The organism is Streptomyces sp. Ru71 (assembly GCF_002920535.1).
Classification (GTDB): Bacteria; Actinomycetota; Actinomycetes; order Streptomycetales; family Streptomycetaceae; genus Streptomyces.
Map to the genome: position 1 here is coordinate 1 of NZ_PQSS01000008.1, position 26301 is coordinate 26301.

At 71.0% G+C, this 26301-nt stretch carries 25 protein-coding genes; 19 read left to right on the forward strand and 6 right to left on the reverse strand.

Going from position 1 to position 26301, the window contains the following annotated elements; translation table 11 throughout:
- The 14 genes from C3489_RS07075 to relA form a co-directional block, all read left to right on the forward strand.
- A partial coding sequence (locus tag C3489_RS07075; RefSeq protein ID WP_103780897.1) for a phosphatidylinositol mannoside acyltransferase occupies positions 1-911 on the forward strand: 911 nt, incomplete at its 5' end.
- Positions 908-2077 carry a glycosyltransferase family 4 protein gene (locus C3489_RS07080; protein WP_103780898.1) on the forward strand — a complete coding sequence of 390 codons (1170 nt, stop codon included), beginning with the start codon at positions 908-910 and terminating at the stop codon, positions 2075-2077. The genes C3489_RS07075 and C3489_RS07080, both read left to right, overlap by 4 nt.
- Before the next feature lie 656 nt (positions 2078-2733).
- Positions 2734-3276, forward strand: a complete 543-nt coding sequence (locus tag C3489_RS07085) for a hypothetical protein (protein ID WP_103780899.1) — start codon at positions 2734-2736, stop codon at positions 3274-3276.
- A gap of 117 nt (positions 3277-3393) precedes the next feature.
- The gene (pdxS, locus tag C3489_RS07090) at positions 3394-4299 is read left to right on the forward strand and encodes a pyridoxal 5'-phosphate synthase lyase subunit PdxS (RefSeq protein ID WP_023552068.1); all 906 of its coding nucleotides are present in this window, start codon (positions 3394-3396) and stop codon (positions 4297-4299) included.
- A gap of 33 nt (positions 4300-4332) precedes the next feature.
- The gene (pdxT, locus tag C3489_RS07095; RefSeq protein WP_103780900.1) at positions 4333-4929 is read left to right on the forward strand and encodes a pyridoxal 5'-phosphate synthase glutaminase subunit PdxT; all 597 of its coding nucleotides are present in this window, start codon (positions 4333-4335) and stop codon (positions 4927-4929) included.
- A gap of 57 nt (positions 4930-4986) precedes the next feature.
- Positions 4987-5739 carry a YebC/PmpR family DNA-binding transcriptional regulator gene (locus C3489_RS07100; protein ID WP_103780901.1) on the forward strand — a complete coding sequence of 251 codons (753 nt, stop codon included), beginning with the start codon at positions 4987-4989 and terminating at the stop codon, positions 5737-5739.
- A gap of 117 nt (positions 5740-5856) precedes the next feature.
- Positions 5857-6396, forward strand: a complete 540-nt coding sequence (ruvC, locus tag C3489_RS07105) for a crossover junction endodeoxyribonuclease RuvC (protein ID WP_103780902.1) — start codon at positions 5857-5859, stop codon at positions 6394-6396.
- Positions 6393-6998 carry a Holliday junction branch migration protein RuvA gene (gene ruvA, locus C3489_RS07110; protein WP_103780903.1) on the forward strand — a complete coding sequence of 202 codons (606 nt, stop codon included), beginning with the start codon at positions 6393-6395 and terminating at the stop codon, positions 6996-6998. Before ruvC ends, ruvA begins: the two co-directional genes overlap by 4 nt.
- A gap of 83 nt (positions 6999-7081) precedes the next feature.
- Positions 7082-8152, forward strand: a complete 1071-nt coding sequence (ruvB, locus tag C3489_RS07115) for a Holliday junction branch migration DNA helicase RuvB (RefSeq protein ID WP_103780904.1) — start codon at positions 7082-7084, stop codon at positions 8150-8152.
- Between the two features lie 196 nt (positions 8153-8348).
- Positions 8349-8852 carry a preprotein translocase subunit YajC gene (gene yajC / locus C3489_RS07120; RefSeq protein ID WP_103780905.1) on the forward strand — a complete coding sequence of 168 codons (504 nt, stop codon included), beginning with the start codon at positions 8349-8351 and terminating at the stop codon, positions 8850-8852.
- Positions 8853-8988: 136 nt separating this feature from the next.
- Complete coding sequence (gene secD, locus C3489_RS07125; protein ID WP_103780906.1) at positions 8989-10773, forward strand: protein translocase subunit SecD; 1785 nt, start codon at positions 8989-8991, stop codon at positions 10771-10773.
- A 3-nt stretch (positions 10774-10776) separates the two neighbouring features.
- Complete coding sequence (gene secF, locus C3489_RS07130; protein WP_103780907.1) at positions 10777-11883, forward strand: protein translocase subunit SecF; 1107 nt, start codon at positions 10777-10779, stop codon at positions 11881-11883.
- Positions 11880-12419 (forward strand): adenine phosphoribosyltransferase, encoded by a 540-nt coding sequence (locus tag C3489_RS07135; protein ID WP_103780908.1) that lies wholly within the window; start codon positions 11880-11882, stop codon positions 12417-12419. The genes secF and C3489_RS07135 overlap by 4 nt, the downstream gene beginning before the upstream one ends.
- A gap of 172 nt (positions 12420-12591) precedes the next feature.
- On the forward strand, positions 12592-15135 hold the full coding sequence (gene relA / locus C3489_RS07145; protein ID WP_103780909.1) for a GTP pyrophosphokinase: 2544 nt from the start codon (positions 12592-12594) through the stop codon (positions 15133-15135).
- A gap of 64 nt (positions 15136-15199) precedes the next feature.
- Here the strand turns inward: relA and C3489_RS07150 are convergent, their stop codons facing one another.
- Together C3489_RS07150 and C3489_RS07155 are read right to left on the reverse strand one after the other, a co-directional pair.
- Positions 15200-16429 (reverse strand): DUF349 domain-containing protein, encoded by a 1230-nt coding sequence (locus C3489_RS07150; RefSeq protein ID WP_103780910.1) that lies wholly within the window; start codon positions 16427-16429, stop codon positions 15200-15202.
- 157 nt (positions 16430-16586) lie between these two features.
- A complete protein-coding gene (locus tag C3489_RS07155) occupies positions 16587-17408 on the reverse strand; it encodes a peptidylprolyl isomerase (RefSeq protein WP_103780911.1) in 822 nt (273 codons plus the stop codon).
- A 189-nt stretch (positions 17409-17597) separates the two neighbouring features.
- Between C3489_RS07155 and C3489_RS07160 the strand changes: the two genes are divergently transcribed.
- Positions 17598-18311 (forward strand): MBL fold metallo-hydrolase, encoded by a 714-nt coding sequence (locus tag C3489_RS07160; RefSeq protein WP_103780912.1) that lies wholly within the window; start codon positions 17598-17600, stop codon positions 18309-18311.
- Positions 18312-18324: 13 nt separating this feature from the next.
- Entirely contained in the window at positions 18325-19590 is a 1266-nt protein-coding gene (gene hisS / locus C3489_RS07165) for a histidine--tRNA ligase (RefSeq protein ID WP_103780913.1), read from the forward strand.
- 46 nt (positions 19591-19636) lie between these two features.
- Here hisS and C3489_RS07170 read toward each other — a convergent pair whose 3' ends face one another.
- From C3489_RS07170 to C3489_RS07185, 4 genes are read right to left on the reverse strand one after another with little or no spacing between them, the layout of a single operon-like run.
- Positions 19637-20263, reverse strand: a complete 627-nt coding sequence (locus tag C3489_RS07170) for a response regulator transcription factor (protein ID WP_103780914.1) — start codon at positions 20261-20263, stop codon at positions 19637-19639.
- Complete coding sequence (locus C3489_RS07175; RefSeq protein WP_103780915.1) at positions 20260-21513, reverse strand: sensor histidine kinase; 1254 nt, start codon at positions 21511-21513, stop codon at positions 20260-20262. The genes C3489_RS07170 and C3489_RS07175 overlap by 4 nt, the downstream gene beginning before the upstream one ends.
- Positions 21471-22319, reverse strand: coding sequence for an ABC transporter permease (locus C3489_RS07180; RefSeq protein ID WP_103780916.1), 849 nt, complete (start codon positions 22317-22319; stop codon positions 21471-21473). Before C3489_RS07180 ends, C3489_RS07175 begins: the two co-directional genes overlap by 43 nt.
- Positions 22316-23185 carry an ABC transporter ATP-binding protein gene (locus C3489_RS07185; RefSeq protein ID WP_103780917.1) on the reverse strand — a complete coding sequence of 290 codons (870 nt, stop codon included), beginning with the start codon at positions 23183-23185 and terminating at the stop codon, positions 22316-22318. The genes C3489_RS07180 and C3489_RS07185 overlap by 4 nt, the downstream gene beginning before the upstream one ends.
- A gap of 143 nt (positions 23186-23328) precedes the next feature.
- Between C3489_RS07185 and C3489_RS07190 the strand changes: the two genes are divergently transcribed.
- From C3489_RS07190 to rpsD, 3 genes are all read left to right on the forward strand, one after another.
- Positions 23329-23988 carry a vitamin K epoxide reductase family protein gene (locus tag C3489_RS07190; RefSeq protein ID WP_103780918.1) on the forward strand — a complete coding sequence of 220 codons (660 nt, stop codon included), beginning with the start codon at positions 23329-23331 and terminating at the stop codon, positions 23986-23988.
- 42 nt (positions 23989-24030) lie between these two features.
- Complete coding sequence (locus C3489_RS07195; protein WP_103780919.1) at positions 24031-25386, forward strand: replication-associated recombination protein A; 1356 nt, start codon at positions 24031-24033, stop codon at positions 25384-25386.
- Between the two features lie 291 nt (positions 25387-25677).
- Entirely contained in the window at positions 25678-26292 is a 615-nt protein-coding gene (gene rpsD, locus C3489_RS07200) for a 30S ribosomal protein S4 (RefSeq protein ID WP_103780920.1), read from the forward strand.
- Positions 26293-26301 lie beyond the last annotated feature (9 nt).

A 26301-nucleotide genomic window follows, 5' to 3' on the forward strand; every position in this document is an offset into this window, starting at 1 on the left:
GGGGCACCGTGAAGAAACTCCCCGAGCCGGCCGCCGTGCGCCTCGGCCGCACCATCGCCGACCTCGCCTGGAAGCAGCGCGGCAAGGGGGTGCAGCGGCTGGAGAGCAACTACGCGCGCGTGGTGCCCGGCGCGAGCCCCGAGCGGCTCGCGGAGCTGTCCCGCGCGGGCATGCGTTCCTACCTGCGCTACTGGATGGAGTCCTTCCGGCTGCCCGCCTGGAGCACCGAGCGGATCAAGGGCGGCTTCGACCCCAAGGACCTGCACTACCTCACCGACGGCATGGCCGCCGGCAAGGGCGTGATACTCGCCCTGCCGCATCTGGCCAACTGGGACCTCGCCGGCGCCTGGGTCACCACCAAGCTCGGCATCCCGTTCACCACGGTCGCCGAACGCCTCAAGCCCGAGACGCTCTACGACCGTTTCGTCGCCTACCGCGAGGGCCTCGGCATGGAGGTGCTGCCGCACAGCGGCGGCTCGGCCTTCGGCACGCTCGCGCGGCGGCTGCGCGACGGCGGCCTGGTCTGCCTGGTCGCCGACCGCGACCTGTCCTCCTCCGGCGTGGAGGTCGACTTCTTCGGGGAGACGGCCCGGATGCCGGCGGGACCGGCGCTGCTGGCCCAGCAGACCGGCGCGCTGCTGCTCCCCGTCACCCTCTGGTACGACGACTCGCCCGTCATGCAGGGCCGGGTGCACCCCCCGATCGACGTGCCGGAGTCAGGCACGCGCGCGGAGAAGACGTCCTCCATGACACAGGCGCTGGCCGACGCCTTCGCCACGGGGATCGCCGACCATCCGGAGGACTGGCACATGCTGCAGCGGCTGTGGCTCGCCGATCTCGACCCGTCGAAGGACCCGTCCACGGATCCGTCTAAGGACTCGTCGAAGAACCCGTCGGAGGGGACCGCGTGAGGATCGGCATCGTCTGCCCGTACTCGTGGGACGTGCCCGGCGGCGTCCAGTTCCACATCCGGGACCTGGCCGACTACTTCAGCCGCCTCGGCCACGAGGTGTCCGTCCTGGCGCCCGCCGACGACGACACGCCCCTGCCGCCGTACGTCGTCTCCGCGGGACGCGCGGTGCCGGTGCCGTACAACGGCTCCGTGGCCCGGCTGAACTTCGGCTTCCTGTCCGCGGCGCGGGTGCGGCGCTGGCTGCACGAGGGCAACTTCGACGTCGTGCACATCCACGAGCCGACGTCGCCGTCGCTGGGTCTGCTGACCTGCTGGGCGGCGCGCGGCCCGATGGTCGCCACCTTCCACACCTCCAACCCGCGCTCCAAGGCGATGATCGCCGCGTACGCGATCCTGCAGGCCGCGCTGGAGAAGATCAGCGCGCGGATCGCGGTGAGCGAGTACGCGCGGCGCACGCTGGTCGAGCACCTCGGCGGGGACGCCGTCGTCATCCCGAACGGCGTGGACGTCGACTTCTTCGCCAAGGCCGAGCCCAACCCCGCGTGGCAGGGCGACACGATCGGCTTCATCGGGCGGATCGACGAACCCCGCAAGGGCCTGCCGGTGCTGATGCGGGCCCTGCCGAAGATCCTCGCCGCCCGGCCGCAGACCCGGCTGCTGGTGGCCGGCCGGGGTGACGAGGAGGAGGCGGTGTCCTCGCTGCCGGCCGAGCTGCGCTCCCGGGTGGAGTTCCTCGGCATGGTCAGCGACGAGGACAAGGCCCGCTTCCTGCGCTCCGTCGACCTGTACGTCGCGCCCAACACCGGCGGGGAGAGCTTCGGGATCATCCTGGTCGAGGCGATGTCGGCGGGCGCCCCGGTGCTGGCCTCCGACCTCGACGCCTTCGCCCAGGTGCTGGACCAGGGCAAGGCGGGTGAGCTGTTCGCCAACGAGGACGCCGACGCGCTCGCCGAGGCGGCGGTACGCCTCCTGGAGGACCCGGAACGCCGCGCGGAACTGCGCGAGCGCGGCAGCACGCATGTCCGCCGCTTCGACTGGTCCACGGTCGGTGCGGACATCCTGTCCGTGTACGAGACGGTGACGGCGGGCGCGGCAGCGGTGGCGACGGACGACGCGGGCCCGACGGGCCTACGAGCCCGCTTCGGCCTGGCGGCCCGGGACTGAGGGGTGCGGGGGCGGCTCACGCCGGTCCCGGCCGCCGCTTTCTGATCTCCCGGTCGAGCCCACGTCAGCCGTTCGAGACGGCGTGACCGTGTGAGCCCGCGGGAGCCGGTGAACCGTGTGAGGTCGCGTGAGCCGTGCGAGCCTGCGTGAGTCCGTGAGCCGTGTGAGTTCGCGTGAGCCGTGTGAGCCTGCGTGAGCCGTGTGAGCCTGCGTGAGTCGGTGAGCCATGTGAGCCTGCGGTGATGGCCGCGTGAGCTGGTGAGCCGTGTGAGCCCGCGGTGATGGCCGTACGCCCCGCGGGAGCCGTGTCAGCCCACGTCGGCCTTGCGAGCCCGCGTGAGCCGCGCGAGTCTGCGTCGGCCGTGAGAGCCTGCGTCGGCCCCCACGGCCGCGCGGCTCCCTGATTTCAGCCCACCCACCTGTGCCAGTGGCCACAGAGGGCCCAGCAGCTGACGCCTACCAAGTGGGCCGCCAGCCCCCCAGCACACGTCGGCCGCCCCAGCCCGCCGGGCATGACCCGAGCCGCCCAGATGCCAAGCCGGCGCGGGCCCAGGCAGGCCCACCCCGCGCCGCCCCAGCGGACCCGGCCCGGCGATGCCGGCGCCCCCGGGGCGGGCCGGATGGCCGTGGTCCTCGCGCCGGTAGTGTTGCCGCCCGTGACCGCAACCCTGATCTGGACCCTTGTCGTCCTTGTCGCGATCGGCCTGTACCTGAGCTGGACCGCGGGGCGGCTGGACCGGCTCCACGCGCGGATCGACGCCGCCCGGGCCGCCCTGGACGCCCAGCTGCTGCGGCGGGCGTCGGTGGCGCAGGAGGTGGCCACCTCGGGCGTGCTGGACCCGGCCGCGTCGATCGTCCTGTACGAGGCCGCGCACGCGGCCCGGCAGGCCGAGGAGGAGCAGCGGGAGGTCGCCGAGAGCGAGCTGAGCCAGGCGCTGCGCGCGGTGTTCGCGGAGCGCGAGCAGCTGGAGGCGGTCCGCGAGGCGCCCGGGGGAGAGGAGGCGGCCCGCGAGCTGACGGAGGCGGTGCGCCGCGTGCCGATGGCCCGTCGCTTCCACAACGACGCGGTCGGCGCGGCCCGCAGGCTGCGCGAGCACCGCAAGGTCCGCTGGTTCCGGCTGGCCGGCCACGCCCCGTTCCCGATGGCGTTCGAGATGGACGACGAGCCCCCGGCGGCCCTGGCCAGCCGGTCCGCGTAGCCGGGCCCGCGGACAAAAGGAGCCACCGGGTTTCCATTGGCCCTTGCTGTGGACTGGTCCCGTCACGTTTCCTCAGTGCTGCAGTAACCCCCTCTTTATCCTTCAGTGAGGTCACCCGTGTCCACCACCGAGAACCAGGCTCCCGAGACCGGTACCGCCCGCGTCAAGCGCGGCATGGCCGAGCAGCTCAAGGGCGGCGTCATCATGGACGTCGTCACGCCGGAGCAGGCGAAGATCGCCGAGGACGCGGGCGCCGTCGCCGTCATGGCCCTTGAGCGCGTCCCGGCCGACATCCGCAAGGACGGCGGCGTGGCCCGGATGTCCGACCCGGACATGATCGAGGGCATCATCGACGCCGTCTCGATCCCGGTCATGGCCAAGTCCCGCATCGGCCACTTCGTCGAGGCCCAGGTCCTGCAGTCCCTCGGTGTGGACTACATCGACGAGTCCGAGGTCCTCACCCCGGCCGACGAGGTCAACCACTCCGACAAGTGGGCCTTCACCACCCCCTTCGTCTGCGGTGCCACCAACCTGGGCGAGGCCCTGCGCCGTATCGCCGAGGGTGCCGCGATGATCCGCTCCAAGGGCGAGGCCGGCACCGGCAACGTCGTCGAGGCCGTCCGCCACCTGCGCCAGATCAAGAACGAGATCGCCAAGCTGCGCGGCTTCGACAACCACGAGCTGTACGCCGCCGCCAAGGAGCTGCGCGCCCCGTACGAGCTGGTCAAGGAGGTCGCCGAGCTGGGCAAGCTCCCGGTGGTCCTCTTCTCCGCCGGTGGCGTCGCCACCCCGGCCGACGCCGCCCTGATGCGCCAGCTCGGCGCCGAGGGCGTCTTCGTCGGCTCCGGCATCTTCAAGTCCGGCGACCCGGCCAAGCGCGCCGCCGCCATCGTGAAGGCCACCACCTTCTACGACGACCCGAAGATCATCGCGGACGCGTCCCGCAACCTCGGCGAGGCCATGGTCGGCATCAACTGCGACACCCTCCCCGAGACCGAGCGCTACGCCAACCGCGGCTGGTAAGCACACCGGTCAGCCACTACAGGTAAGCCACTCATGAACACTCCTGTCATCGGCGTCCTGGCTCTCCAGGGCGACGTACGGGAGCACCTCATCGCCCTGGCCGCGGCGGACGCCGTGGCCAGGCCGGTGCGGCGCCCCGAAGAGCTCGCCGAGGTCGACGGTCTCGTCCTCCCCGGCGGCGAGTCCACGACCATCTCCAAGCTGGCCGTCCTGTTCGGTCTGATGGAGCCCCTGCGCGCACGCGTGCGTGACGGCATGCCCGTCTACGGCACCTGCGCGGGCATGATCATGCTCGCCGACAAGATCCTCGACCCGCGCTCGGGCCAGGAAACGATCGGCGGCATCGACATGATCGTGCGCCGCAACGCCTTCGGCCGCCAGAACGAGTCCTTCGAAGCGGCGGTCGGCGTCAAGGGCATCGAGGGCGCCCCCGTCGAGGGCGTCTTCATCCGCGCCCCCTGGGTCGAGTCCGTCGGTGCCGGTGCCGAGGTGCTGGCCGAGCACGACGGCCACATCGTCGCCGTCCGCCAGGGCAACGCGCTCGCCACGTCGTTCCACCCGGAGCTGACCGGCGACCACCGCGTGCACTCCCTGTTCGTCGACATGGTGCGCGCGATACGGACGCCGTAGTCCTTGTAGGATTCCAGGCGTTCGTACAGAGATTGGTTACGCGAAGGAGACAGGCAGATGTCCGGCCACTCTAAATGGGCCACGACGAAGCACAAGAAGGCCGTGATCGATGCCAAGCGCGGCAAGCTCTTCGCGAAGCTGATCAAGAACATCGAGGTCGCGGCGCGCATGGGCGGCGCGGACCCCGAGGGCAACCCGACGCTCTACGACGCCATCCAGAAGGCGAAGAAGTCGTCGGTCCCGAACAAGAACATCGACTCCGCGGTCAAGCGCGGCGCGGGCCTGGAGGCCGGCGGCGCCGACTACGAGACGATCATGTACGAGGGCTACGGCCCGAACGGTGTCGCCGTGCTCATCGAGTGCCTCACCGACAACCGCAACCGCGCCGCCTCCGAGGTGCGCGTCGCCATGACCCGCAACGGCGGCTCCATGGCCGACCCGGGCTCGGTGTCGTACCTGTTCAACCGCAAGGGCGTGGTGATCGTCCCCAAGGGCGACCTGACCGAGGACGACGTCCTGGGCGCCGTCCTGGACGCCGGTGCCGAGGAGGTCAACGACCTCGGTGAGACCTTCGAGGTCATCAGCGAGGCCACCGACCTGGTCGCGGTGCGCTCCGCCCTGCAGGACGCCGGCATCGACTACGACTCCGCCGAGGCGAACTTCGTCCCGACCATGCAGGTCGAGCTGGACGAGGAGGGCGCCAAGAAGATCTTCAAGCTGATCGACGCGCTGGAGGACAGCGACGACGTGCAGAACGTCTTCGCCAACTTCGACGTCAGCGACGAGATCATGGAGAAGGTCGACGCGTAGCACGCACGGCTTGCCGACGGGCCGACGGGACACACCCCGTCGGCCCGTCGCGTTGTCAGTGGGACCCGATAGCCTGCACGAACAGGCGATCGGCAGGTGATCCGAGGGAGGGGCGCGGTGCGCGTACTGGGGGTGGACCCCGGACTGACGCGGTGCGGTGTCGGCGTCGTCGAGGGGGTCGCGGGCCGCCCGCTCACGATGGTCGGGGTCGGAGTCGTCCGCACGCCCGTGGACGCCGACCTCAGCCACCGGCTGCTCGCCGTCGAGCAGGGCCTGGAGGAGTGGCTGGACGAGCACCGGCCGGAGTTCGTCGCCGTCGAGCGCGTCTTCAGCCAGCACAACGTGCGTACGGTCATGGGCACCGCCCAGGCCAGCGCCGTCGCCATGCTGTGCGCCGCCCGGCGCGGCATCCCGGTCGCCCTGCACACCCCCAGCGAGGTCAAGGCCGCCGTCACCGGCAGCGGCCGGGCCGACAAGGCGCAGGTCACCGCCATGGTCACCCGGCTGCTCAGACTCTCCGCGCCGCCCAAGCCCGCCGACGCCGCCGACGCGCTCGCGCTCGCCATCTGCCACATCTGGCGCGCTCCCGCCCAGAGCCGGCTCCAGCAGGCTGTCGCCCGGCACACCGTCCACGCAACGAAAGGCCGTACGGCATGATCGCCTTCGTCAGCGGCACAGTCGCCGCGCTCGCCCCCGACGCCGCGGTGGTGGAGGTCGGCGGAGTGGGCATGGCCGTCCAGTGCACGCCGAACACGCTGTCCACACTGCGCATGGGACAGCCCGCCAAGCTGCACACGTCGCTGGTCGTACGCGAGGACTCGCTCACCCTGTACGGCTTCGCGGACGACGACGAGCGCCAGGTCTTCGAGCTGCTGCAGACCGCGAGCGGCGTCGGCCCGCGCCTGGCCCAGGCGATGCTCGCCGTGCACACCCCGGACGCGCTGCGCCGGGCGGTGGCCACCGGTGACGAGAAGGCCCTCACCGCCGTCCCCGGCATCGGCAAGAAGGGCGCGCAGAAGCTGCTGCTGGAGCTGAAGGACCGTCTCGGCGAGCCCGTCGGATCGCCCGTCGTCGGCGCCCCGGCAAGCCAGGGCTGGCGGGACCAGCTGCACGCCGCCCTGATCGGCCTCGGCTACGCCACCCGGGAGGCCGACGAGGCGGTGGCAGCGGTGGCTCCCCAGGCGGAGGCCGCCGGCGGCACGCCCCAGGTCGGGCAGCTGCTGAAGGCCGCCCTGCAGACCCTCAACCGCGCCCGCTGACCCCCTGCCGCACGCGCTGACCGCCGCCGCACCTGCTGACCCGCTACCGCGCCCGCTGACCCCGATAGCCGAAGGCACACCACATGAACTGGGACGACACGACCGACGCCGCCGCCGACGAGCGGCTCGTCGGTGCGTCCGCCGACCGTGAGGACCAGGCCGTGGAGGCCGCCCTGCGCCCCAAGGACCTGGGCGAGTTCATCGGCCAGGAGAAGGTCCGCGAACAGCTCGACCTGGTGCTGCGCGCCGCCCGTGCGCGCGGCGCCACCGCCGACCACGTGCTGCTCTCCGGCGCCCCCGGCCTCGGCAAGACCACCCTGTCGATGATCATCGCGGCCGAGATGGGCGCCCCCATCCGGATCACCTCCGGCCCCGCCATCCAGCACGCGGGCGACCTCGCCGCGATCCTGTCGTCGCTGCAGGAGGGCGAGGTGCTCTTCCTCGACGAGATCCACCGCATGTCGCGGCCCGCCGAGGAGATGCTGTACATGGCGATGGAGGACTTCCGGGTCGACGTGATCGTCGGCAAGGGCCCCGGCGCCACCGCCATCCCGCTGGAGCTGCCGCCGTTCACCCTGGTCGGCGCCACCACGCGCGCCGGCCTGCTGCCGCCCCCGCTGCGCGACCGCTTCGGCTTCACCGCCCACATGGAGTTCTACGAGCCGCACGAGCTGGAGAAGGTGGTGCACCGCTCGGCGGGCCTCCTCGACGTCGAGATCGATCCGGACGGCGCCGCGGAGATCGCCGGACGCTCGCGCGGCACGCCCCGTATCGCCAACCGCCTGCTGCGCCGCGTACGCGACTACGCGCAGGTCAAGGCGGACGGCCTGATCACCCGGGAGATCGCCGCCGCGGCCCTGGCCGTCTACGAGGTCGACGCGCGCGGCCTGGACCGCCTGGACCGGGCGGTGCTCCAGGCGCTGCTCAAGCTCTTCGGCGGCGGGCCCGTCGGCCTGTCGACCCTGGCGGTCGCGGTGGGGGAGGAGCGCGAGACGGTCGAGGAGGTGGCCGAACCCTTCCTGGTCCGGGAGGGTCTGCTGGCCCGCACCCCGCGCGGCCGGGTCGCCACGCCCGCCGCCTGGGCCCATCTCGGTCTCACCCCGCCCCGCTCGTCGGCGGCCGGAAACGGACAAGCGGACCTGTTCGGCGCATGACAGCAGTAGACGGTGCATGACGGAGGGACATCGGCGGGGGATTGGCAAGCTCAGGAACCCAGGTGCCATGCTGAGCGTTGTTCCTTGCGCGCGGACTCGCTTAGACTCCGCCGATGCCGCCTGTGACGGCAGTCCCCATACACCCCCAGCCATCAGGCCGCTCACCATCGCGGTCGTGTGAAGGAAGTTCCGACCCGTGAGTCTCGTGACCCTCCTCCCGTTCATCGTGCTCATCGGGGCCATGTTCCTGATGACCCGCTCGGCCAAGAAGAAGCAGCAGCAGGCCGCGGCCATGCGGAACGAAATGCAGCCCGGCTCCGGCGTCCGCACCATCGGGGGCATGTACGCGACGGTCAAGGAGGTCAACGAGGACACGGTCCTCCTCGACGCCGGTCCCGGCGTCGAGCTCCTCTTCGCCAAGAACGCGATCGGCGCCGTCCTTTCCGACGACGAGTACAACCGCATCGTCCACGGCATCGAGCACGACCTGAAGTCCGACGCCGGCATCGTCCCCGACGACGCCTCCTCCCTCACCGAGGCCGACGAGCCCGCCGCCGACGCTGCCGCCGCCTCCGACGACAAGAGCGTCGACCTCGGCAAGAAGGACGTCGCGGACGACAACGCTGCCGAGGACACCGCCGCGCAGGCGAAGGCCGACGAAGAGCCGAAGAAGACCGACGGCGACTCCGACGCGAAGTAGTCGCGTCCCGGGCCACGCGCCACTACCGTCGCGCGTGCCCCATGTGACGTGCGCTTCTCGCAGGGGGCCCCAACCATGTCATGGCCGCCGACCGTGCTGACCCGGCGCGGCGCGGCCCGAGAGGGAGTACGAGAAGGTGGCAGCACCTAGAAAGGGCCGGAACGCGAGCGCCCAGAGCAGTCCGTGGCGCGCGCTGGCCCTGATCCTGATCGCCATCGTGGCGCTCACCGGCGGCATGTTCGCCTCCGGCCACACCACACCGCGACTCGGCATCGATCTCGCCGGTGGTACGAGCATCACGCTCCGGGCGGTCCCGGAGGCCGGCCAGGAGTCGGCGATCAACAAGACCAACATGGACACCGCGGTCGAGATCATGGAGCGCCGCGTCAACGGTCTTGGTGTGTCGGAGTCCGAGGTCCAGACCCAGGGCGATCGCAACATCATCGTCAACATCCCCAAGGGCACGAACTCCGAGCAGGCCCGGGAGCAGGTCGGCACCACCGCCAAGCTCTACTTCCGCCCCGTGCTCGCCACCGAGATCTCCGGCCCCGCCGCCACGGGCAGCCCGTCGCCGAGCGCGTCCGGCAGCCCCTCGGCCTCGCCGAGCAAGGCCTCGGGCAAGGACAAGGCGTCGGACAAGGAGAAGGCGACCGGCACGTCGTCCTCCCCGACCCCGACGGCGAGCGCCACCTCCCAGGGCCGCGCCGTCTCCGACGCGCTGAAGGCCGACGCCACGCCGTCCGGCTCCGCCAGCCCCAAGGCGACGTCCTCCCCGTCGAGCAGCGCCACCGGCGACTCGACCAGCAAGCTCCAGGCGCAGTACGCCGCGCTCGACTGCACCAAGGCCGACCAGCGCGCCGCGGCCGGCAAGGGCGCCAAGCCCGACGAGCCCACCCTGGCCTGCGGCAACTCCAGCGGCCAGTGGCAGAAGTACATCCTCGGCCCGGCCGGCGTCGACGGCACGGACGTGAAGAAGGCGCAGGCCGTCTTCAACACGCAGAACGCCTCCGGCTGGACCGTGACCATGGAGTTCACCTCCAAGGGCGCGAAGAAGTTCGCCGACATCACCGGCAAGCTGGCCCAGCAGCAGACCCCGCAGAACCAGTTCGCGATCGTGCTGGACGGCAACGTCGTCTCCGACCCGTACGTCCGCGAGGCGCTGACCGGCGGCAACGCCGAGATCACCGGCCGGTTCTCGCAGGAGGAGGCGCAGAGCCTGTCCAACATGCTCTCCTACGGCGCCCTGCCGCTGACCTTCAAGGAGGACAGCGTCACCACGGTGACCGCGGCGCTCGGCGGTGAGCAGCTCAAGGCCGGTCTGATCGCCGGCGCGATCGGTCTCGCGCTGGTCGTGATCTACCTGGTGGTGTACTACCGCGGCCTGGCGCTGATCGCCTGCGCCTCGCTGCTGGTGTCGGCTGCTCTCACCTACGTGATCATGTCGCTGCTCGGCCCGGCCATCGGCTTCGCGCTGAACCTGCCGGCCGTGTGCGGTGCCATCGTCGCCATCGGCATCACCGCGGACTCGTTCATCGTGTACTTCGAACGCGTCCGTGACGAGATCCGTGAGGGCCGCTCGCTGCGCCCCGCCGTCGAGCGCGGCTGGCCGCGCGCCCGGCGCACCATCCTGGTCTCCGACTTCGTGTCGTTCCTCGCCGCCGCGGTGCTGTTCATCGTCACCGTCGGCAAGGTGCAGGGCTTCGCGTTCACGCTCGGTCTGACCACCCTGCTCGACGTCGTCGTGGTGTTCCTGTTCACCAAGCCGCTGCTGACGATCCTGGCCCGCCGCAAGTTCTTCGCGGACGGCCACAAGTGGTCCGGTCTGGACCCCAAGAGCCTGGGCGCCAAGCCGCCGCTGCGCAGCACCCGTCGTCCCTCCCGCCCGGCCGCCGGCGGCCCCGTCGACCCGAAGGAGGCGTGAGAGATGTCGAAGCTCGGCAACCTCGGCGCCCGGCTCCACCGTGGCGAAATCGGCTACGACTTCATCGGCAAGCGCAAGATCTGGTACGGCGTCTCGATCCTGATCACCATCACGGCCATCCTCGGCCTGGCGGTGCGCGGCCTGAACATGGGCATCGAGTTCCAGGGCGGTGCCGTCTTCACCACCCCGAAGCACACCTCCGTCTCGGTCGCCAAGGCCGAGGGGTACGCGGAGGAGGCCTCCGGTCACGACGCGATCGTCCAGAAGCTCGGCGACGGCAGCCTGCGCATCCAGGTCGCCGGCATCGAGACCGCCGACGCCACCAAGATCAAGAACGAGCTGGCCAAGGACCTCAAGGTCGACGCGGAGAAGATCAACGCCGACCTGGTCGGCCCCAGCTGGGGCGAGCAGATCGCCAACAAGGCCTGGCAGGGCCTGGCCATCTTCATGATCCTGGTCGTGATCTACCTGGCGATCGCCTTCGAGTGGCGCATGGCCGTGGCCGCGCTCGTCGCCCTGATCCACGACATCACCATCACCACCGGCATCTACGCCCTCGTCGGCTTCGAGGTGACGCCGGGCACGGTGATCGGTCTGCTGACCATCCTCGGTTACTCGCTCTACGACACGGTCGTCGTCTTCGACAGCCTCAAGGAGCAGACCAAGGGCATCACCAAGCAGACCAAGTGGACCTACAGCGACATCGCGAACCGCTCCATCAACGGCACCCTGGTCCGCTCCATCAACACCACGGTGGTCGCGCTGCTGCCGGTCGCGGGCCTGCTGTTCATCGGCGGCGGCTTCCTCGGCGCGGGCATGCTCAACGACATCTCGCTGTCGCTGTTCGTCGGCCTCGCGGCCGGTGCGTACTCCTCGATCTTCATCGCCACGCCGCTCGTCGCCGACCTCAAGGAGCGCGAGCCGCAGATGAAGGCCCTGCGCAAGCGCGTCCTGGCCAAGCGGGCCCAGGGCGGGACCGAGGAGGAGCTCGCCGCGTCCCCGGCCGGCGACGGTGGGCCGGAGGAGGCCGCACCGGCGGTCGTCGGCCCGCGTGAGCAGTCCGCGCCCCGCAGCCGGGGCCGTGGCCGACCCTCCGGGAAGCGCCGATGACCGAGATCAGGGACCTGCTGCTCAGCCGTATCCGGGACGTGGCCGACTACCCCGAGCCCGGCGTGATGTTCAAGGACATCACCCCGCTGCTCGCGGACCCGGCGGCGTTCACCGCGCTCACCGACGCCTTCGCGGAGATCGCCGAGCGCACCGGTGCCACCCGGATCGTCGGCCTGGAGGCCCGGGGCTTCATCCTGGGCGCCCCGGTCGCGGTCCGAGCGGGCCTGGGCTTCGTCCCGGTCCGCAAGGCGGGCAAGCTCCCCGGAGCCACGCTCAGCCAGGCCTACGACCTGGAGTACGGCTCGGCGGAGATCGAGGTGCACGCCGAGGACCTGACGGCTCACGACCGTGTCCTGATCGTCGACGACGTCCTCGCCACCGGCGGCACCGCCGAGGCCGCCGTCCAGCTGATCCGGCGGGCGGGTGCCCAGGTCGCGGGCGCCGCCGTCCTGATGGAGCTGAGCTTCCTCGAAGGCCGCCCGCGCCTGCAGGCCGCCCTCGGCGAGGCCCCGCTGGAGGCACTGCTCACCGTCTGAAAGACGCCGTGAGACGAGAGGCGGGCCCCGGAGGAATCCGGCGCCCGCCTCTCGTGTTGTGCTGCGCGAAAGGCCCTCACAGTGGCCTGAAGGCGATCCTGGAGCCCAGGCTCGCTACGATGGGGACTCCGGAGCCTGACCGGGGGACCCGGATCGCGCACGAGGAGCCCTCTTGCCAGACGAGGCCCAGCACCTGACCGCCGCCAAGCCCGAGCCCGCCCCGGGATCCGCGGCACAGCCCGCGCCGACCGCGCCGCACGCGACGAACGACACCCGCGGGCCGGTTCAGCACGCCCCGTCCGCGCCCGTCGACAAGCCGGCCGAGGAGACGCGACCCAAGCCCGCACCGCCCGAGCGGCCCGTCAACCCGCCCGTGGTCCGCGCGCCCGCCCCCCAGCCGGCGCCCCGCACCGGCTCCTCCAACCGCGTCCGCGCCCGTCTGGCCCGCCTCGGCGTCCAGCGCGCCAACCCCTACAACCCGGTCCTGGAACCGCTGCTGCGGATAGTCCGCAGCAACGACCCCAAGATCGAGAACTCCACGCTGCGCCAGATCGAGCGCGCCTACCAGGTCGCCGAGCGCTGGCACCGCGGCCAGAAGCGCAAGAGCGGCGACCCGTACATCACGCACCCGCTCGCCGTCACCACCATCCTCGCCGAGCTGGGCATGGACCCGGCCACGCTGATGGCCGGCCTGCTGCACGACACCGTCGAGGACACCGAGTACGGCCTGGAGGACCTGCGCCGCGACTTCGGCGACGTGGTCGCCCTGCTCGTGGACGGCGTCACCAAGCTGGACAAGGTCAAGTTCGGCGAGGCCGCGCAGGCCGAGACCGTGCGCAAGATGGTCGTCGCCATGGCCAAGGACCCGCGCGTCCTGGTCATCAAGCTCGCCGACCGCCTGCACAACATGCGCACCATGCGCTACCTCAAGCGCGAAAAGCAGGAGAAGAAGGCGCGCGAGACCCTGGAGATCTACGCGCCGCTCGCCCACCGCCTGGGCATGAACACCATCAAGTGGGAGCTGGAGGACCTCGCCTTCGCGATCCTCTACCCCAAGATGTACGACGAGATCGTGCGCCTGGTCGCCGAGCGCGCCCCCAAGCGCGACGAGTACCTGGCCAAGGTGATCGACGAGGTCCAGGGCGACCTGCGCGCCGCCCGCATCCGCGCCACCGTCACCGGCCGCCCCAAGCACTACTACAGCGTCTACCAGAAGATGATCGTCCGCGGCCGTGACTTCGCGGAGATCTACGACCTGGTCGGCATCCGCGTCCTGGTGGACACCGTCCGCGACTGCTACGCCGCGCTGGGCACCGTCCACGCCCGCTGGAACCCGGTTCCCGGGCGGTTCAAGGACTACATCGCGATGCCCAAGTTCAACATGTACCAGTCGCTGCACACGACGGTCATCGGGCCCAGCGGCAAGCCGGTCGAGCTGCAGATCCGCACCTTCGACATGCACCGCCGCGCCGAGTACGGCATCGCCGCGCACTGGAAGTACAAGCAGGAGGCCGTCGCCGGCGCCTCCAAGGTGCGCACCGACGCCCCGAAGTCGTCCGGCAAGGGCAAGGACGACCACCTCAACGACATGGCGTGGCTGCGGCAGCTGCTGGACTGGCAGAAGGAGACCGAGGACCCGGGCGAGTTCCTGGAGTCCCTGCGCTTCGACCTGTCCCGCAACGAGGTCTTCGTCTTCACCCCCAAGGGCGACGTCATCGCGCTGCCGGCCGGCGCCACCCCGGTGGACTTCGCCTACGCCGTCCACACCGAGGTCGGCCACCGCACCATAGGAGCCCGCGTCAACGGCAGGCTCGTACCGCTGGAGTCCACCCTCGACAACGGCGACCTGGTCGAGGTCTTCACCTCCAAGGCGGCCGGCGCCGGACCGTCCCGGGACTGGCTCGGCTTCGTCAAGTCGCCGCGCGCCCGCAACAAGATCCGGGCCTGGTTCTCCAAGGAGCGCCGCGACGAGGCGATCGAGCAGGGCAAGGACGCCATCGTGCGGGCCATGCGCAAGCAGAACCTGCCGATCCAGCGCATCCTCACCGGCGACTCCCTGGTCACGCTGGCCCACGAGATGCGCTACTCGGACATCTCCGCGCTGTACGCGGCGATCGGCGAGGGCCATGTCTCCGCGCAGCACATCGTGCAGAAGCTGGTGCAGGCGCTCGGCGGCGAGGAGGCCGCCACCGAGGAGATCGACGAGGCGGTCCCGCCCACCCGCGGCCGCGGCCGCAAGCGCCGCAGCAGCAACGACCCCGGCGTCGTCGTCAAGGGCGTCGACGACGTGTGGGTCAAGCTGGCCCGCTGCTGTACGCCGGTGCCCGGCGACCCGATCATCGGCTTCGTCACCCGCGGCAGTGGCGTATCGGTTCACCGCAGCGACTGCGTCAACGTCGAGTCACTGTCCCGTGAGCCGGAGCGCATCCTCGACGTCGAGTGGGCGCCCACCCAGTCCTCGGTCTTCCTGGTCGCCATCCAGGTCGAGGCCCTGGACCGCTCCCGGCTGCTGTCCGACGTCACCCGGGTGCTGTCCGACCAGCACGTCAACATCCTCTCCGCGGCCGTGCAGACCTCCCGCGACCGGGTGGCGACCTCCCGGTTCACCTTCGAGATGGGCGACCCCAAGCACCTGGGCCACGTCCTGAAGGCCGTACGCGGCGTCGAGGGCGTCTACGACGTCTACCGCGTCACCTCGGCCCGCCGGCCCTCGTAGGACACGCGAAAGCCCCCGTACACGCCGTGTACGGGGGCTTTCGGCTGTCGGTGGGACCGTCCGGTCAGCCGCCGAACTCCTGCAGACCCTTCAGCGCCTGGTCGAGCAGCTCCTGGCGGCCCGCCAGCTCACCCTCCAGCTTCTCGGCCCGCGCGGTGTTGCCCTGGGCCCGCGCCTGCTCGATCTGGCCCTTGAGCTTGTCCACGGCGGCCTGCAGCTGACCGGTCAGACCCTCGGCACGCGCGCGTGCCTCCGGGTTCGTCCGGCGCCACTCGGCCTCCTCGGCCTCCTGGATGGCCCGCTCGACCGCGTGCATCCGGCCCTCGACCTTCGGCCGGGCGTCCCGCGGCACATGGCCGATGGCCTCCCAGCGCTCGTTGATCGAGCGGAACGCGGCCCGCGCGGCCTTGAGGTCCGTCACCGGCAGGAGCTTCTCGGCCTCCTCGGCCAGCTCCTCCTTCAGCTTCAGGTTCTCGGCCTGCTCCGCGTCGCGCTCGGCGAAGACCGAGCTGCGGGCGGCGAAGAAGACGTCCTGGGCACCGCGGAAGCGGTTCCACAGATCGTCCTCGTGCTCGCGCTGGGCGCGGCCCGCGGCCTTCCACTCGGCCATCAGATCGCGGTAGCGGGCTGCCGTCGGACCCCAGTCCGTCGAGCTCGACAGCGCCTCGGCCTCGGCGACCAGCCGCTCCTTGGTCCGGCGGGCTTCCTCGCGCTGCGCGTCCAGCTGCGCGAAGTGGGCCTTGCGGCGCTTGGAGAACGCCGACCGGGCGTGCGAGAAGCGGTGCCACAGCTCGTCGTCCGACTTGCGGTCCAGCCGCGGCAGACCCTTCCAGGTGTCCACCAGGGCCCGCAGCCGCTCACCGGCCGCCCGCCACTGGTCGGACTGCGCCAGCTCCTCCGCCTCGGCGACCAGGGCCTCCTTGGCGTGCCGGGCCTCGTCGGCCTGCTTGGCCCGCTGCGCCTTGCGCTCCTCGCGCCGCGCCTCGACCGTCTGCACCAGCTTGTCCAGGCGGGCCCGCAGCGCGTCCAGGTCACCGACCGCGTGGTGCGCGTCCACCTGCTCGCGCAGGTGGCCGATGGCGACCATGGCGTCCTTGGCGGACAGGTCGGTGGTCCGTACTCGCTTTTCGAGGAGGCCGATCTCGACAACCAGGCCCTCGTACTTGCGCTCGAAGTAGGCCAGCGCCTCCTCGGGGGAGCCGGCCTGCCAGGAACCGACGACCTTCTCGCCGTCGGCCGTCCGCACGTACACGGTCCCCGTCTCGTCGACGCGGCCCCACGGGTCGCTGCTCACAGCGCCTCCTCCACATGATGCCTGCGAGGGGCCTCGAAGCTCCCCCGGGCATCGTCCACAGTTTGTTCACCGCCAACATAGGCGACCAGCGGGTTGCCTGTCCGCATCCAGCGCGACCGAAATTTCGCAGGTGGCCTCGGATGACGCCGGTGCGGCGTCACGACTTGACGACCGTCGCCTTGTCGATCACCACCGTCGCGTTGGGCGCGGTGTTCTGGGTGGTGGGATCGGCGGGCTGGGAGCCGGCTGCCGCGATCTTCTTCAGCACCTGCATGCCCGCCTCGGACACCGTACCGAACGGTGTGTAGCTGGGCGGCAGCGGGCTGTCCTGGTAGACGAGGAAGAACTGGCTGCCGTTGGTGTTCGGGCCGGAGTTGGCCATCGCCACCGTGCCCGCCGGGTAGACGTCGCCCTTGAGGCTCTTGTCCTTGAGGTTCTCGTCCTTCATCTTGTAGCCCGGGTCGCCCATGCCGGTGGCCGTCGGGTCGCCGCACTGCAGCACGTAGATGCCGGACGTGGTGAGGCGGTGGCACTTGGTGTGGTCGAAGTAGCCCTTGGCCGCCAGGAAGTTGAAGGAATTCACCGTGTGCGGGGCCTCCTTCGCCTTCAGCGCGAGGTCGATCTCACCGCACGTGGTGTCGAGCTTCATCGTGTACTTCGCCGACGTGTCGATCGACATCGCCGGTTCCTTGTCGAACTTCAGCTTCTTCACCGAGCCCGCCGCCGGCTTCCCGCACGGGTCCTTCGGCTTCGCCGACGCCGACGGCGTCACCTCGGCGTTCGCGTTGGCCTTGTCGTCGTCGCCCTTGAACACACCGGTCGTGTACAGGGCGAGGCTGCCGATCACGACGACGCCGAGCACCGAGGCGATCACGGAATTGCGCACCCGCGCCTTGCGCCGTGCCTCGGTCCGCCGCTGCTGCTGCCGCAAGAACTTCTCCCGGGCGAGCTGACGCCGCCGCTGCTCCTGGCTGACCACCGGGTTTACTCCTCAATGCGTCTCGTACGTCGGTTGGGGCGCGTGCGTCCGATGAGCCGATCGCCTGCGTGTGCCCCGTACCGTATATGGGTTCGCTGAGGAATCGGCAGCGCCGGTAGGCTCTGACAGCGGGCGCGCGCGGGAAAAGCCGCCCCCGTACCGACACAACCGCCACAACTAAGGACGATCGTGCTCATTGCCGGGTTCCCCGCCGGGGCCTGGGGGACGAACTGCTATCTCGTCGCCCCCGCCGCCGGTGAGGAGTGCGTGATCATCGACCCGGGCCACCAGGCGGCCCCCGGAGTCGAAGAGGCGCTGAAGAAGCATCGGCTCAAGCCCGTCGCCGTCGTCCTCACCCACGGCCACATCGACCACGTGGCCTCGGTCGTCCCCGTGTGCGGCGCGCACGACGTACCGGCCTGGATCCACCCCGAGGACCGGTACATGATGAGCGACCCCGAGAAGGCGCTCGGCCGGTCCATCGGCATGCCGCTGATGGGTGAGCTGACCGTGGGCGAGCCGGACGACGTCAAGGAGCTCACCGACGGCGCGCGGCTTCAGCTGGCGGGTCTGACGATGACCGTCTCGCACGCACCGGGCCATACCAAGGGGTCGGTGACCTTCGGCCTGCCCGAGGCGGCGGACATCCCGCCGATCCTCTTCTCGGGCGACCTGCTGTTCGCCGGCTCCATCGGACGCACCGACCTGCCCGGCGGTGACATGGCCGAGATCCTCGACTCGCTGGCCCGCGTGTGCCTGCCGCTCGACGACTCGACCGTGGTGCTGTCCGGCCACGGCCCCCAGACGACCATCGGCCAGGAGCGCGCCACCAACCCGTATCTGCGGCAGGTGGCCGCCGGCCAGGGAGCCGACGCCACGCGCGCTCCCCGACGAGGAATGTGACGAGAGACCTTCCGTGAGCACCTTCAAGGCCCCCAAGGGCACGTACGACCTGATCCCGCCGGACTCCGCGAAGTACCTGGCGGTGCGTGAGGCGATCGCCGGCCCGCTGCGCACCTCCGGCTACGGCTACATCGAGACCCCCGGCTTCGAGAACGTCGAGCTGTTCGCGCGCGGTGTCGGCGAGTCCACCGACATCGTCACCAAGGAGATGTACGCCTTCGAGACCAAGGGCGGCGACCGGCTCGCCCTGCGCCCCGAGGGCACCGCCTCCGTGCTGCGCGCCGCGCTGGAGGCCAACCTGCACAAGGCCGGCAACCTCCCGGTCAAGCTGTGGTACTCCGGCTCCTACTACCGCTACGAGCGCCCCCAGAAGGGCCGTTACCGGCACTTCTCGCAGGTCGGCGCCGAGGCGATCGGCGCGGAGGACCCGGCGCTGGACGCCGAGCTGATCATCCTCGCCGACCAGGCGTACCGCTCGCTGGGCCTGCGCAACTTCCGCATCCTGCTGAACTCGCTCGGCGACAAGGAGTGCCGGCCGGTGTACCGGGCCGCGCTGCAGGACTTCCTGCGCGGCCTCGACCTGGACGAGGACACCCGCCGCCGCGTCGACATCAACCCGCTGCGGGTGCTGGACGACAAGCGCGAGTCGGTCCAGAAGCAGCTCGGCGACGCCCCGCTGCTGCGCGACTACCTGTGCGACGCGTGCAAGGCGTACCACGAGGAGGTCCGTGAGCTGATCACCGCCGCGGGCGTGGCCTTCGAGGACGACCCGAAGCTGGTGCGCGGCCTGGACTACTACACCCGCACGACCTTCGAGTTCGTCCACGACGGCCTCGGCTCGCAGTCCGCGGTGGGCGGCGGCGGCCGCTACGACGGCCTGTCGGAGATGATCGGCGGCCCCGCGCTGCCGTCCGTCGGCTGGGCCCTCGGCGTGGACCGCACGGTGCTCGCCCTGGAGGCGGAGGGCGTCGAGCTCGAACTGCCGCAGGCCACCAGCGTCTTCGCGGTGCCGCTCGGCGACGAGGCCCGCCGGGTGCTGTTCGCCAAGGTCACGGAGTTGCGCAAGGTGGGCGTGGCGGCGGACTTCTCCTACGGCCACAAGGGCCTCAAGGGCGCGATGAAGAACGCCAACCGCAGCGGCGCCCGCTACACGATCGTCGCCGGTGAACGCGATCTCGCCGAGGGCGTGGTCCAGCTCAAGGACATGGAGTCCGGCGAGCAGAGCGCGGTCGGCGTCAACGAGATCGTGGCGGAGCTGGAATCCCGGCTCGGCAGCTGACCGTCACGGCGAAGGGCTCCGGGTGACCCCCGGAGCCCTTCGCCCTTCACGGCTCCAGCAGACCGTGCCGCAGCGCGCTGGTCACCGCCGCCGTACGGTCGTCCACCCCCAGCTTGCCGAAGACGCGCAGCAGATGGGTCTTCACCGTGGACTCGCCGATGTACAGGCGGCGGCCGATCTCCGCGTTGGTGCAGCCCTCCGCCACCAGGCGCAGCACCGCCGTCTCCCGCTCCGACAGCCGGGGCCGTTGCGGGCGGACGCGCAGCTGGTCCACCAGCCTGGCCGCGACCGTCGGCGCGAGCACCGTCTCACCGCGGGCCGCGGCCCGTACCGCCTCGGCGAGTTCGGCACGGGGCAGGTCCTTGAGCAGATAGCCCGCCGCGCCCGCCTCCACGGCCCGCAGGATGTCCCGGTCCGTCTCGTACGTCGTCAGCACGACCACCCGGCAGGGCAGTCCCGCCCGGCTCATCCGCTCGATCGCCTCGACGCCCCCGCCGCCCGGCATCCTCAGGTCCATGAGCACGATGTCCGGCCGCAACCGGGCCGCGAGCGCCTCCGCCCGCGGGCCGCTGTCGGCGTCGCCGACCACCTCCAGATCGGGCTCGGCGTCGAGCATCGCCCGCAGACCCTCGCGTACGACGGGATGATCGTCGGCCAGGACGATCCGGATCACGGCGTCTCACTCCTCACGGCGGCCGGTACGGGCAGGCGCACGGTCACCGTCGTGCCCTCGCCCGGGGTGCTGACGGTCTCGGTGGTGCCGCCGACCTCGGCGGCGCGGGCCCGCAGCCCCGCCAGACCGTATCCGCCCGTGGCGGTCGCCGGGTCGAAGCCGCGGCCGTCGTCCTCGACGGTGAGGGTCAGCGACCGCTCGCCGTAGGACAGGTCGATCCGCACCGGGGCCCGGCTGCCCGCGTGCTTGTGGGCGTTGGCCAGGGCCTCCTGGCAGGAGCGGAGGGCGACGACCTCCACCGCGGCCGGCAGCGCACGGGCCGGCCCGGTCACCGCGAGGGCCGCCCCGTGCCGGTCGGCCAGGCGGCGCAGGGCGTCCGGCAGACAGGCGCCGTCGAGGTCGGCGGGCGCGGCACCGGCGACCAGGGCGCGGGCCTCGGCGAGGTTCTGCCGGGCGGTGGTGTCCATCAGCGCGAGATGGCGGCGGGCCCGTGGCAGGTCGTGGTCGAGTTCCGCCTCGACCGCCTGGATCAGCATGAGCACGCTGGTGAAGCCCTGGGCGAGGGTGTCGTGGATCTCGCGGGCCATGCGCTCGCGCTCGGTGAGCGCGCCGTGCGCGGCCGACAGGCGCGCGACCTCGGTGCGGCTGGCGTCGAGTTCGGCGATCAGCTCGGCCCGCTCCGCGCTCTGCTCGATGATCCGGATGATCCAGCTGCCGATCACCACCGAGAACACCAGCGTGACCGCGGCGAACAGGCAGTTGGCGAACAGCGAGGCGGCGTCCGGCCACCACAGCAGCGCCCAGACGAGCACGGGCCCGACATTGACCACCGTCACGGCGACGAGCGCGGAGCGCTGCCGCAGCGTCATGAAGCACTGCGGGATCAGCGAGAACGCCAGCAGCCGGGTCTCGCCGGCCAGGGCGGCCGAGGGCAGGAACAGCAGCATGGCCCCGGCGAGGTAGCGCACCGCCCGCCGTTCGTGGGCCGGGTCCACGGGCTCGCTCGTCAGCAACGGCCGGCCGACCAGGGCGTAGTACGGCACAAGAGGCACCAGCAGTCCGGCCGCCACCGCACGCACCGGCCACGACGGCTGGGCCGCACCCAGGACGAAGGCCACCGTGGCCACCCACGCGACGGCGAAGTAGGCGTCCCAGAGCCGGACCGAGCGGTCCCAGGCGTGCGCCGCGCGTGCGCTGCCGAACCCGGTCACCCCGTGCGCCGGTCCTTCCACCGGAACGTGAGCAGACATAGCACCAGCCCCCCTGCGCACCAGGCCGTCAGCACCAGCGCGATCCGTCCGAACTCCCAGTTGCCCGCCTGCTCCAGCACCCGCGCCGAGTCCGGCAGGAACACGCCCCGCAGCCCCTGGCACAGCCACTTGAGCGGGAACAGGGCGCCGACGTCCAGCATCCAGCCGGGGATCGTATCCACCGAGATGTAGACCCCGGAGACGAACTGCAGCACCAGGAACGGCAGCACGATCACCGAGCTCGCGCTGCGGGCCGACTTCGGCACCGAGCTGATCGCGATGCCGAGCAGCGCGCACGCGGTCAGCCCCAGCGCGAAGATCCAGCCGAAGTCGAACCAGCGGCCCGGGTCGGAGGGCAGGCCGATGTCGTACAGCGTGGTGCCGATCAGCAGCAGGATCGCCGTCTCCGCGACGCCGGTGAACAGCACCAGCCAGATCTTGCCCAGGAAGTACGCCGCCGGCGGCATCGGTGTGCCGCGCAGCCGGCGCAGCACCTTCTCGTCGCGCTCCACCGCGATGGAGATGCCCAGGGACTGGAACGACGTCGACATGATCCCGGAGGCCATCATCGCGGGCACGTACAGCTGGGACGCGGTGATGCCGAGCCCCTCGACGTCGTCACGGAAGATCGACGCGAACAGGAACAGGAAGACCACGGGGAAGGCGAAGGTGAAGACCACCTGATCGCGCTGCCGGAAGAACTGCTTGATCTCCAGCGCGCCCCGGTGCAGACCGAGCGTCCAGGCGCCGGGCGGCCGTGCGCCCTTGGTCTCCCTGCCGCCACGCGTGCGTGCGGCGGTGGTCATCGCGCGTCCTCCTGGCCGGTGAGCCGCAGGTAGACGTCCTCCAGCGTGGGCCGGTGCACGGTGAGGCCGGGGATCTCGCCGTCGAAGCGGTGGATCAGCTCGGCGACCGTGCGGGTGGGCGTGGCGGTGCGCTCCGTGCGCGGGGTGCCGTCCGGGTCGGTCCAGGTGACGGTGGCCTCGGTGCCGTACAGCTCGCGCAGCGCGGCCGGCTCGCCCTCGGCGACGACGCGGCCGCGGACGACCACGGCGAGGCGGTCGGCGAGCGCCTCGGCCTCCTCCAGGTAGTGCGTGGTGAGCAGGATCGTGGTGCCCTCGTCGGCCAGCAGCCGGATCAGGTCCCAGAACCGCCGGCGGGCCGCCGGGTCGAAACCGGTCGTCGGCTCGTCGAGCAGGAGCAGCTCGGGGCCGCCGATCACACCGAGTGCCACGTCGAGGCGGCGCCGCTGTCCGCCCGACAGCGCCTTGATCCGGCGGTCCGCCTTCTCCGTCAGACCGACCAGGTCGATGACCTCCTCCGGATCGCGGGGCCTCGGGTAGTACCGGGCGAAGTGCCGGACGGTCTCGCGTACCGTCAACTCGGCGGGCGCGGATTCGTCCTGCCAGACGATTCCCACGCGGGAACGCCACGCGCGGGTGGCCGTCGCCGGGTCCGCCCCGAGCACCCGGACCTCGCCCGCGTCGCGGCTCCGGTTGCCCTGCAGGATCTCCACCGTGGTGGACTTGCCGGCTCCGTTCGGGCCGAGCAGTCCGAACACCTCGCCGGGGCGTATGCCCAGGTCGATGCCGTGGACGGCGGTGACGTCGCCGTACTGCTTGCGCAGCCCCCGCACGCTCACGGCGAGCGCGTCCGTGTGTGCTGTGGTCATGTCCCGATCATCGGCCGGAACCGAACGTTCCTGACCCACCGCGCGTACTTCCTTATGTCCATCGAACGGTGGACAGTGGAACGCGTGCGGCACAATGGCCCTGCCCGAAGATGGTCCAACTCTCAAGTGACGGAACCGGCGGAATGAGCAAGACGACAGTGAAGGACGTCTCCACCGAACCCGAGCCGCAGCACGCCGGGGCCGCCGCGCCGCGCGCCGTGGGCGGCAGCCGTGCCTTCGGGGTGCTGCTGGTGATCACCGGCGCGGCCGGGCTGCTCGCCGCCTGGGTCATCACCCTCGACAAGTTCAAGATCCTTGAGGCCAAGGTCGCGGGCAAGACGTTCACCCCGGGGTGCAGCCTCAACCCGGTCGTCTCCTGCGGCAGCGTGATGGAGTCCAAGCAGGCCGCCGCCTTCGGGTTCCCCAACCCGATGCTGGGCCTGGTCTGCTACGGCATCGTCATCTGCGTCGGCATGAGCCTGCTGGCCCGCGCCCGCTTCCCGCGCTGGTACTGGCTCACCTTCAACTTCGGCACGCTCTTCGGCGTGGCCTTCTGCACCTGGCTGCAGTTCCAGTCCCTGTACCGGATCAACGCGCTGTGCCTGTGGTGCTGCCTGGCCTGGGTCGCCACGATCACGATGTTCTGGTACGTGACGTCGTTCAACATCCGCAACGACCTGCTGCCCGCCCCGCGCTGGCTGAAGAGCTTCTTCGGCGAGTTCACCTGGGTCGTGCCCGTGCTGCACATCGGCATCATCGGCATGCTCGTCCTGACCCGCTGGTGGGACTTCTGGACCAGCTGACAGCCCGACGGGATTGTCAGTGCGGTGTTTTAGGGTTTCAGCGTGGAGCCCGATCTGTTCACCGCAGCCGCCGAAGAACGCCAGGAGAAGGACCCGACGACCAGTCCCCTGGCGGTCCGGATGCGCCCGCGCACCCTCGACGAGGTCGTGGGCCAGCAGCACCTGCTGAAGCCGGGCTCACCCCTGCGCAGACTGGTCGGCGAGGGGGCCAAGGGCCCGGCCGGCCCCTCCTCGGTGATCCTTTGGGGCCCGCCCGGCACCGGCAAGACGACCCTGGCGTACGTGGTCTCCAAGGCCACCAACAAGCGGTTCGTGGAGCTGTCGGCGATCACCGCCGGCGTCAAGGAGGTCCGCGCGGTCATCGACGGCGCCCGCCGGGCCAGCGGCGGCTACGGCCAGGAGACCGTCCTCTTCCTCGACGAGATCCACCGCTTCAGCAAGGCTCAGCAGGACTCCCTCCTCCCGGCCGTGGAGAACCGCTGGGTGACCCTGATCGCGGCCACCACCGAGAACCCGTACTTCTCGGTGATCTCCCCGCTGCTCTCCCGCTCCCTGCTGCTCACCCTCGAACCCCTCACCGACGACGACATCCGCGGCCTGCTCAAGCGCGCCCTCACCGACGGACGCGGCCTCGACAGCGCCGTCGCCCTCCCCGAGGACACCGAGGACCACCTGCTGCGCATCGCAGGCGGCGACGCCCGCCGCGCCCTGACCGCCCTGGAGGCCGCCGCCGGCGCCGCCCTCGACAAGGGCGAGACGGAGATCTCCCTGTCCACCCTGGAGGAGACCGTCGACCGGGCCGCGGTGAAGTACGACCGCGACGGCGACCAGCACTACGACGTCGCCAGCGCCCTGATCAAGTCCATCCGCGGCTCCGACGTCGACGCCGCCCTGCACTACCTCGCCCGCATGATCGAGGCCGGCGAGGACCCCCGGTTCATCGCCCGCCGGCTGATGATCTCCGCCAGCGAGGACATCGGCCTGGCCGACCCCACCGCCCTGTCCGTCGCGGTGGCCGCCGCCCAGGCCGTCGCCATGATCGGCTTCCCCGAGGCCGCGCTCACCCTGAGCCACGCCACCATCGCCCTCGCGCTCGCGCCCAAGTCCAACTCCGCCACCACCGCGATCGGCGCCGCACTGGACGACGTACGCAAGGGACTGGCCGGACCGGTCCCGGCGCATCTGCGCGACAGCCACTACAAGGGCGCCGGCAGGCTCGGGCACGGCCAGGGGTACGTCTACCCGCACGACCTGGCCGAGGGCATCGCCGCCCAGCAGTACGCGCCGGACGCCCTCAAGGACCGCGAGTACTACACCCCGACCCGGCACGGCGCGGAGGCCCGTTACGCCGACGCCGTGGAGTGGACCAGGAAGCACCTCGGTCGCAAGCGGTCCTGAGCGCCCTGTAGACTGCCCTGAAGTGCCGAGTTCCGTGCAGTCAGAGCGGGACAGCCGGCCGGAACCCCCAGCGGGTTCCAGGAGCGTCGCGCACCGTCGAACGGTGTCGCGGGCAGCCCACCACCACCCGGAGTCCCGGGACAGGTCGGTGGGCCACTCGCGTGCTGCACGTATGTGCCCAGACCAGGGGAGCGGCTGCCCGGCGGGTCCCACGCGGACCCCAAGGGTTTCCCCGGCTGCGGATGCGACCTCCCGCAACCCTGACAAGCCGGAACAAGGAAAAGAGAAACAGTGGCGAACCAGTCCCGCCCCAAGGTCAAGAAGTCGCGTGCCCTCGGCATCGCGCTGACCCCGAAGGCCGTCAAGTACTTCGAGGCCCGTCCCTACCCGCCGGGTGAGCACGGCCGCGGCCGCAAGCAGAACTCGGACTACAAGGTCCGTCTGCTGGAGAAGCAGCGCCTGCGCGCTCAGTACGACATCTCCGAGCGCCAGCTGGTCCGCGCCTACGAGCGCGCGTCCAAGGTCCAGGGCAAGACCGGTGAGGCCCTGATCGTGGAGCTGGAGAAGCGCCTCGACGCGCTGGTCCTGCGTTCGGGCATCGCCCGCACGATCTACCAGGCCCGCCAGATGGTCGTCCACGGCCACATCCAGGTCAACGGCAAGAAGGTCGACAAGCCGTCCTTCGTCGTCCGTCCCGACGATGTCGTCCAGGTCCGCGACCGCTCCAAGGACAAGACGCTCTTCCAGATCGCCCGCGAGGGTGGCTTCGCCCCCGACGGTGAGACCCCGCGCTACCTGCAGGTGAACCTCAAGGCCCTGGCGTTCCGCCTGGACCGCGAGCCGAACCGCAAGGAGATCCCGGTGATCTGCGACGAGCAGCTCGTCGTCGAGTACTACGCCCGCTGACCCTCGGCA

What these genes read in the sequence shown, in the direction of transcription:
- C3489_RS07185 (WP_103780917.1), bottom strand. Translation starts at nt 23,185, where the DNA reads ATGACCACAGCACACACGGACGCGCTCGCCGTGAGCGTGCGGGGGCTG.
- secF (WP_103780907.1), top strand. Translation starts at nt 10,777, where the DNA reads ATGTCGAAGCTCGGCAACCTCGGCGCCCGGCTCCACCGTGGCGAAATC.
- ruvB (WP_103780904.1), top strand. Translation starts at nt 7,082, where the DNA reads ATGAACTGGGACGACACGACCGACGCCGCCGCCGACGAGCGGCTCGTC.
- C3489_RS07190 (WP_103780918.1), top strand. Translation starts at nt 23,329, where the DNA reads ATGAGCAAGACGACAGTGAAGGACGTCTCCACCGAACCCGAGCCGCAG.
- C3489_RS07135 (WP_103780908.1), top strand. Translation starts at nt 11,880, where the DNA reads ATGACCGAGATCAGGGACCTGCTGCTCAGCCGTATCCGGGACGTGGCC.
- C3489_RS07100 (WP_103780901.1), top strand. Translation starts at nt 4,987, where the DNA reads ATGTCCGGCCACTCTAAATGGGCCACGACGAAGCACAAGAAGGCCGTG.
- ruvA (WP_103780903.1), top strand. Translation starts at nt 6,393, where the DNA reads ATGATCGCCTTCGTCAGCGGCACAGTCGCCGCGCTCGCCCCCGACGCC.
- C3489_RS07180 (WP_103780916.1), bottom strand. Translation starts at nt 22,319, where the DNA reads ATGACCACCGCCGCACGCACGCGTGGCGGCAGGGAGACCAAGGGCGCA.
- C3489_RS07175 (WP_103780915.1), bottom strand. Translation starts at nt 21,513, where the DNA reads ATGTCTGCTCACGTTCCGGTGGAAGGACCGGCGCACGGGGTGACCGGG.
- pdxT (WP_103780900.1), top strand. Translation starts at nt 4,333, where the DNA reads ATGAACACTCCTGTCATCGGCGTCCTGGCTCTCCAGGGCGACGTACGG.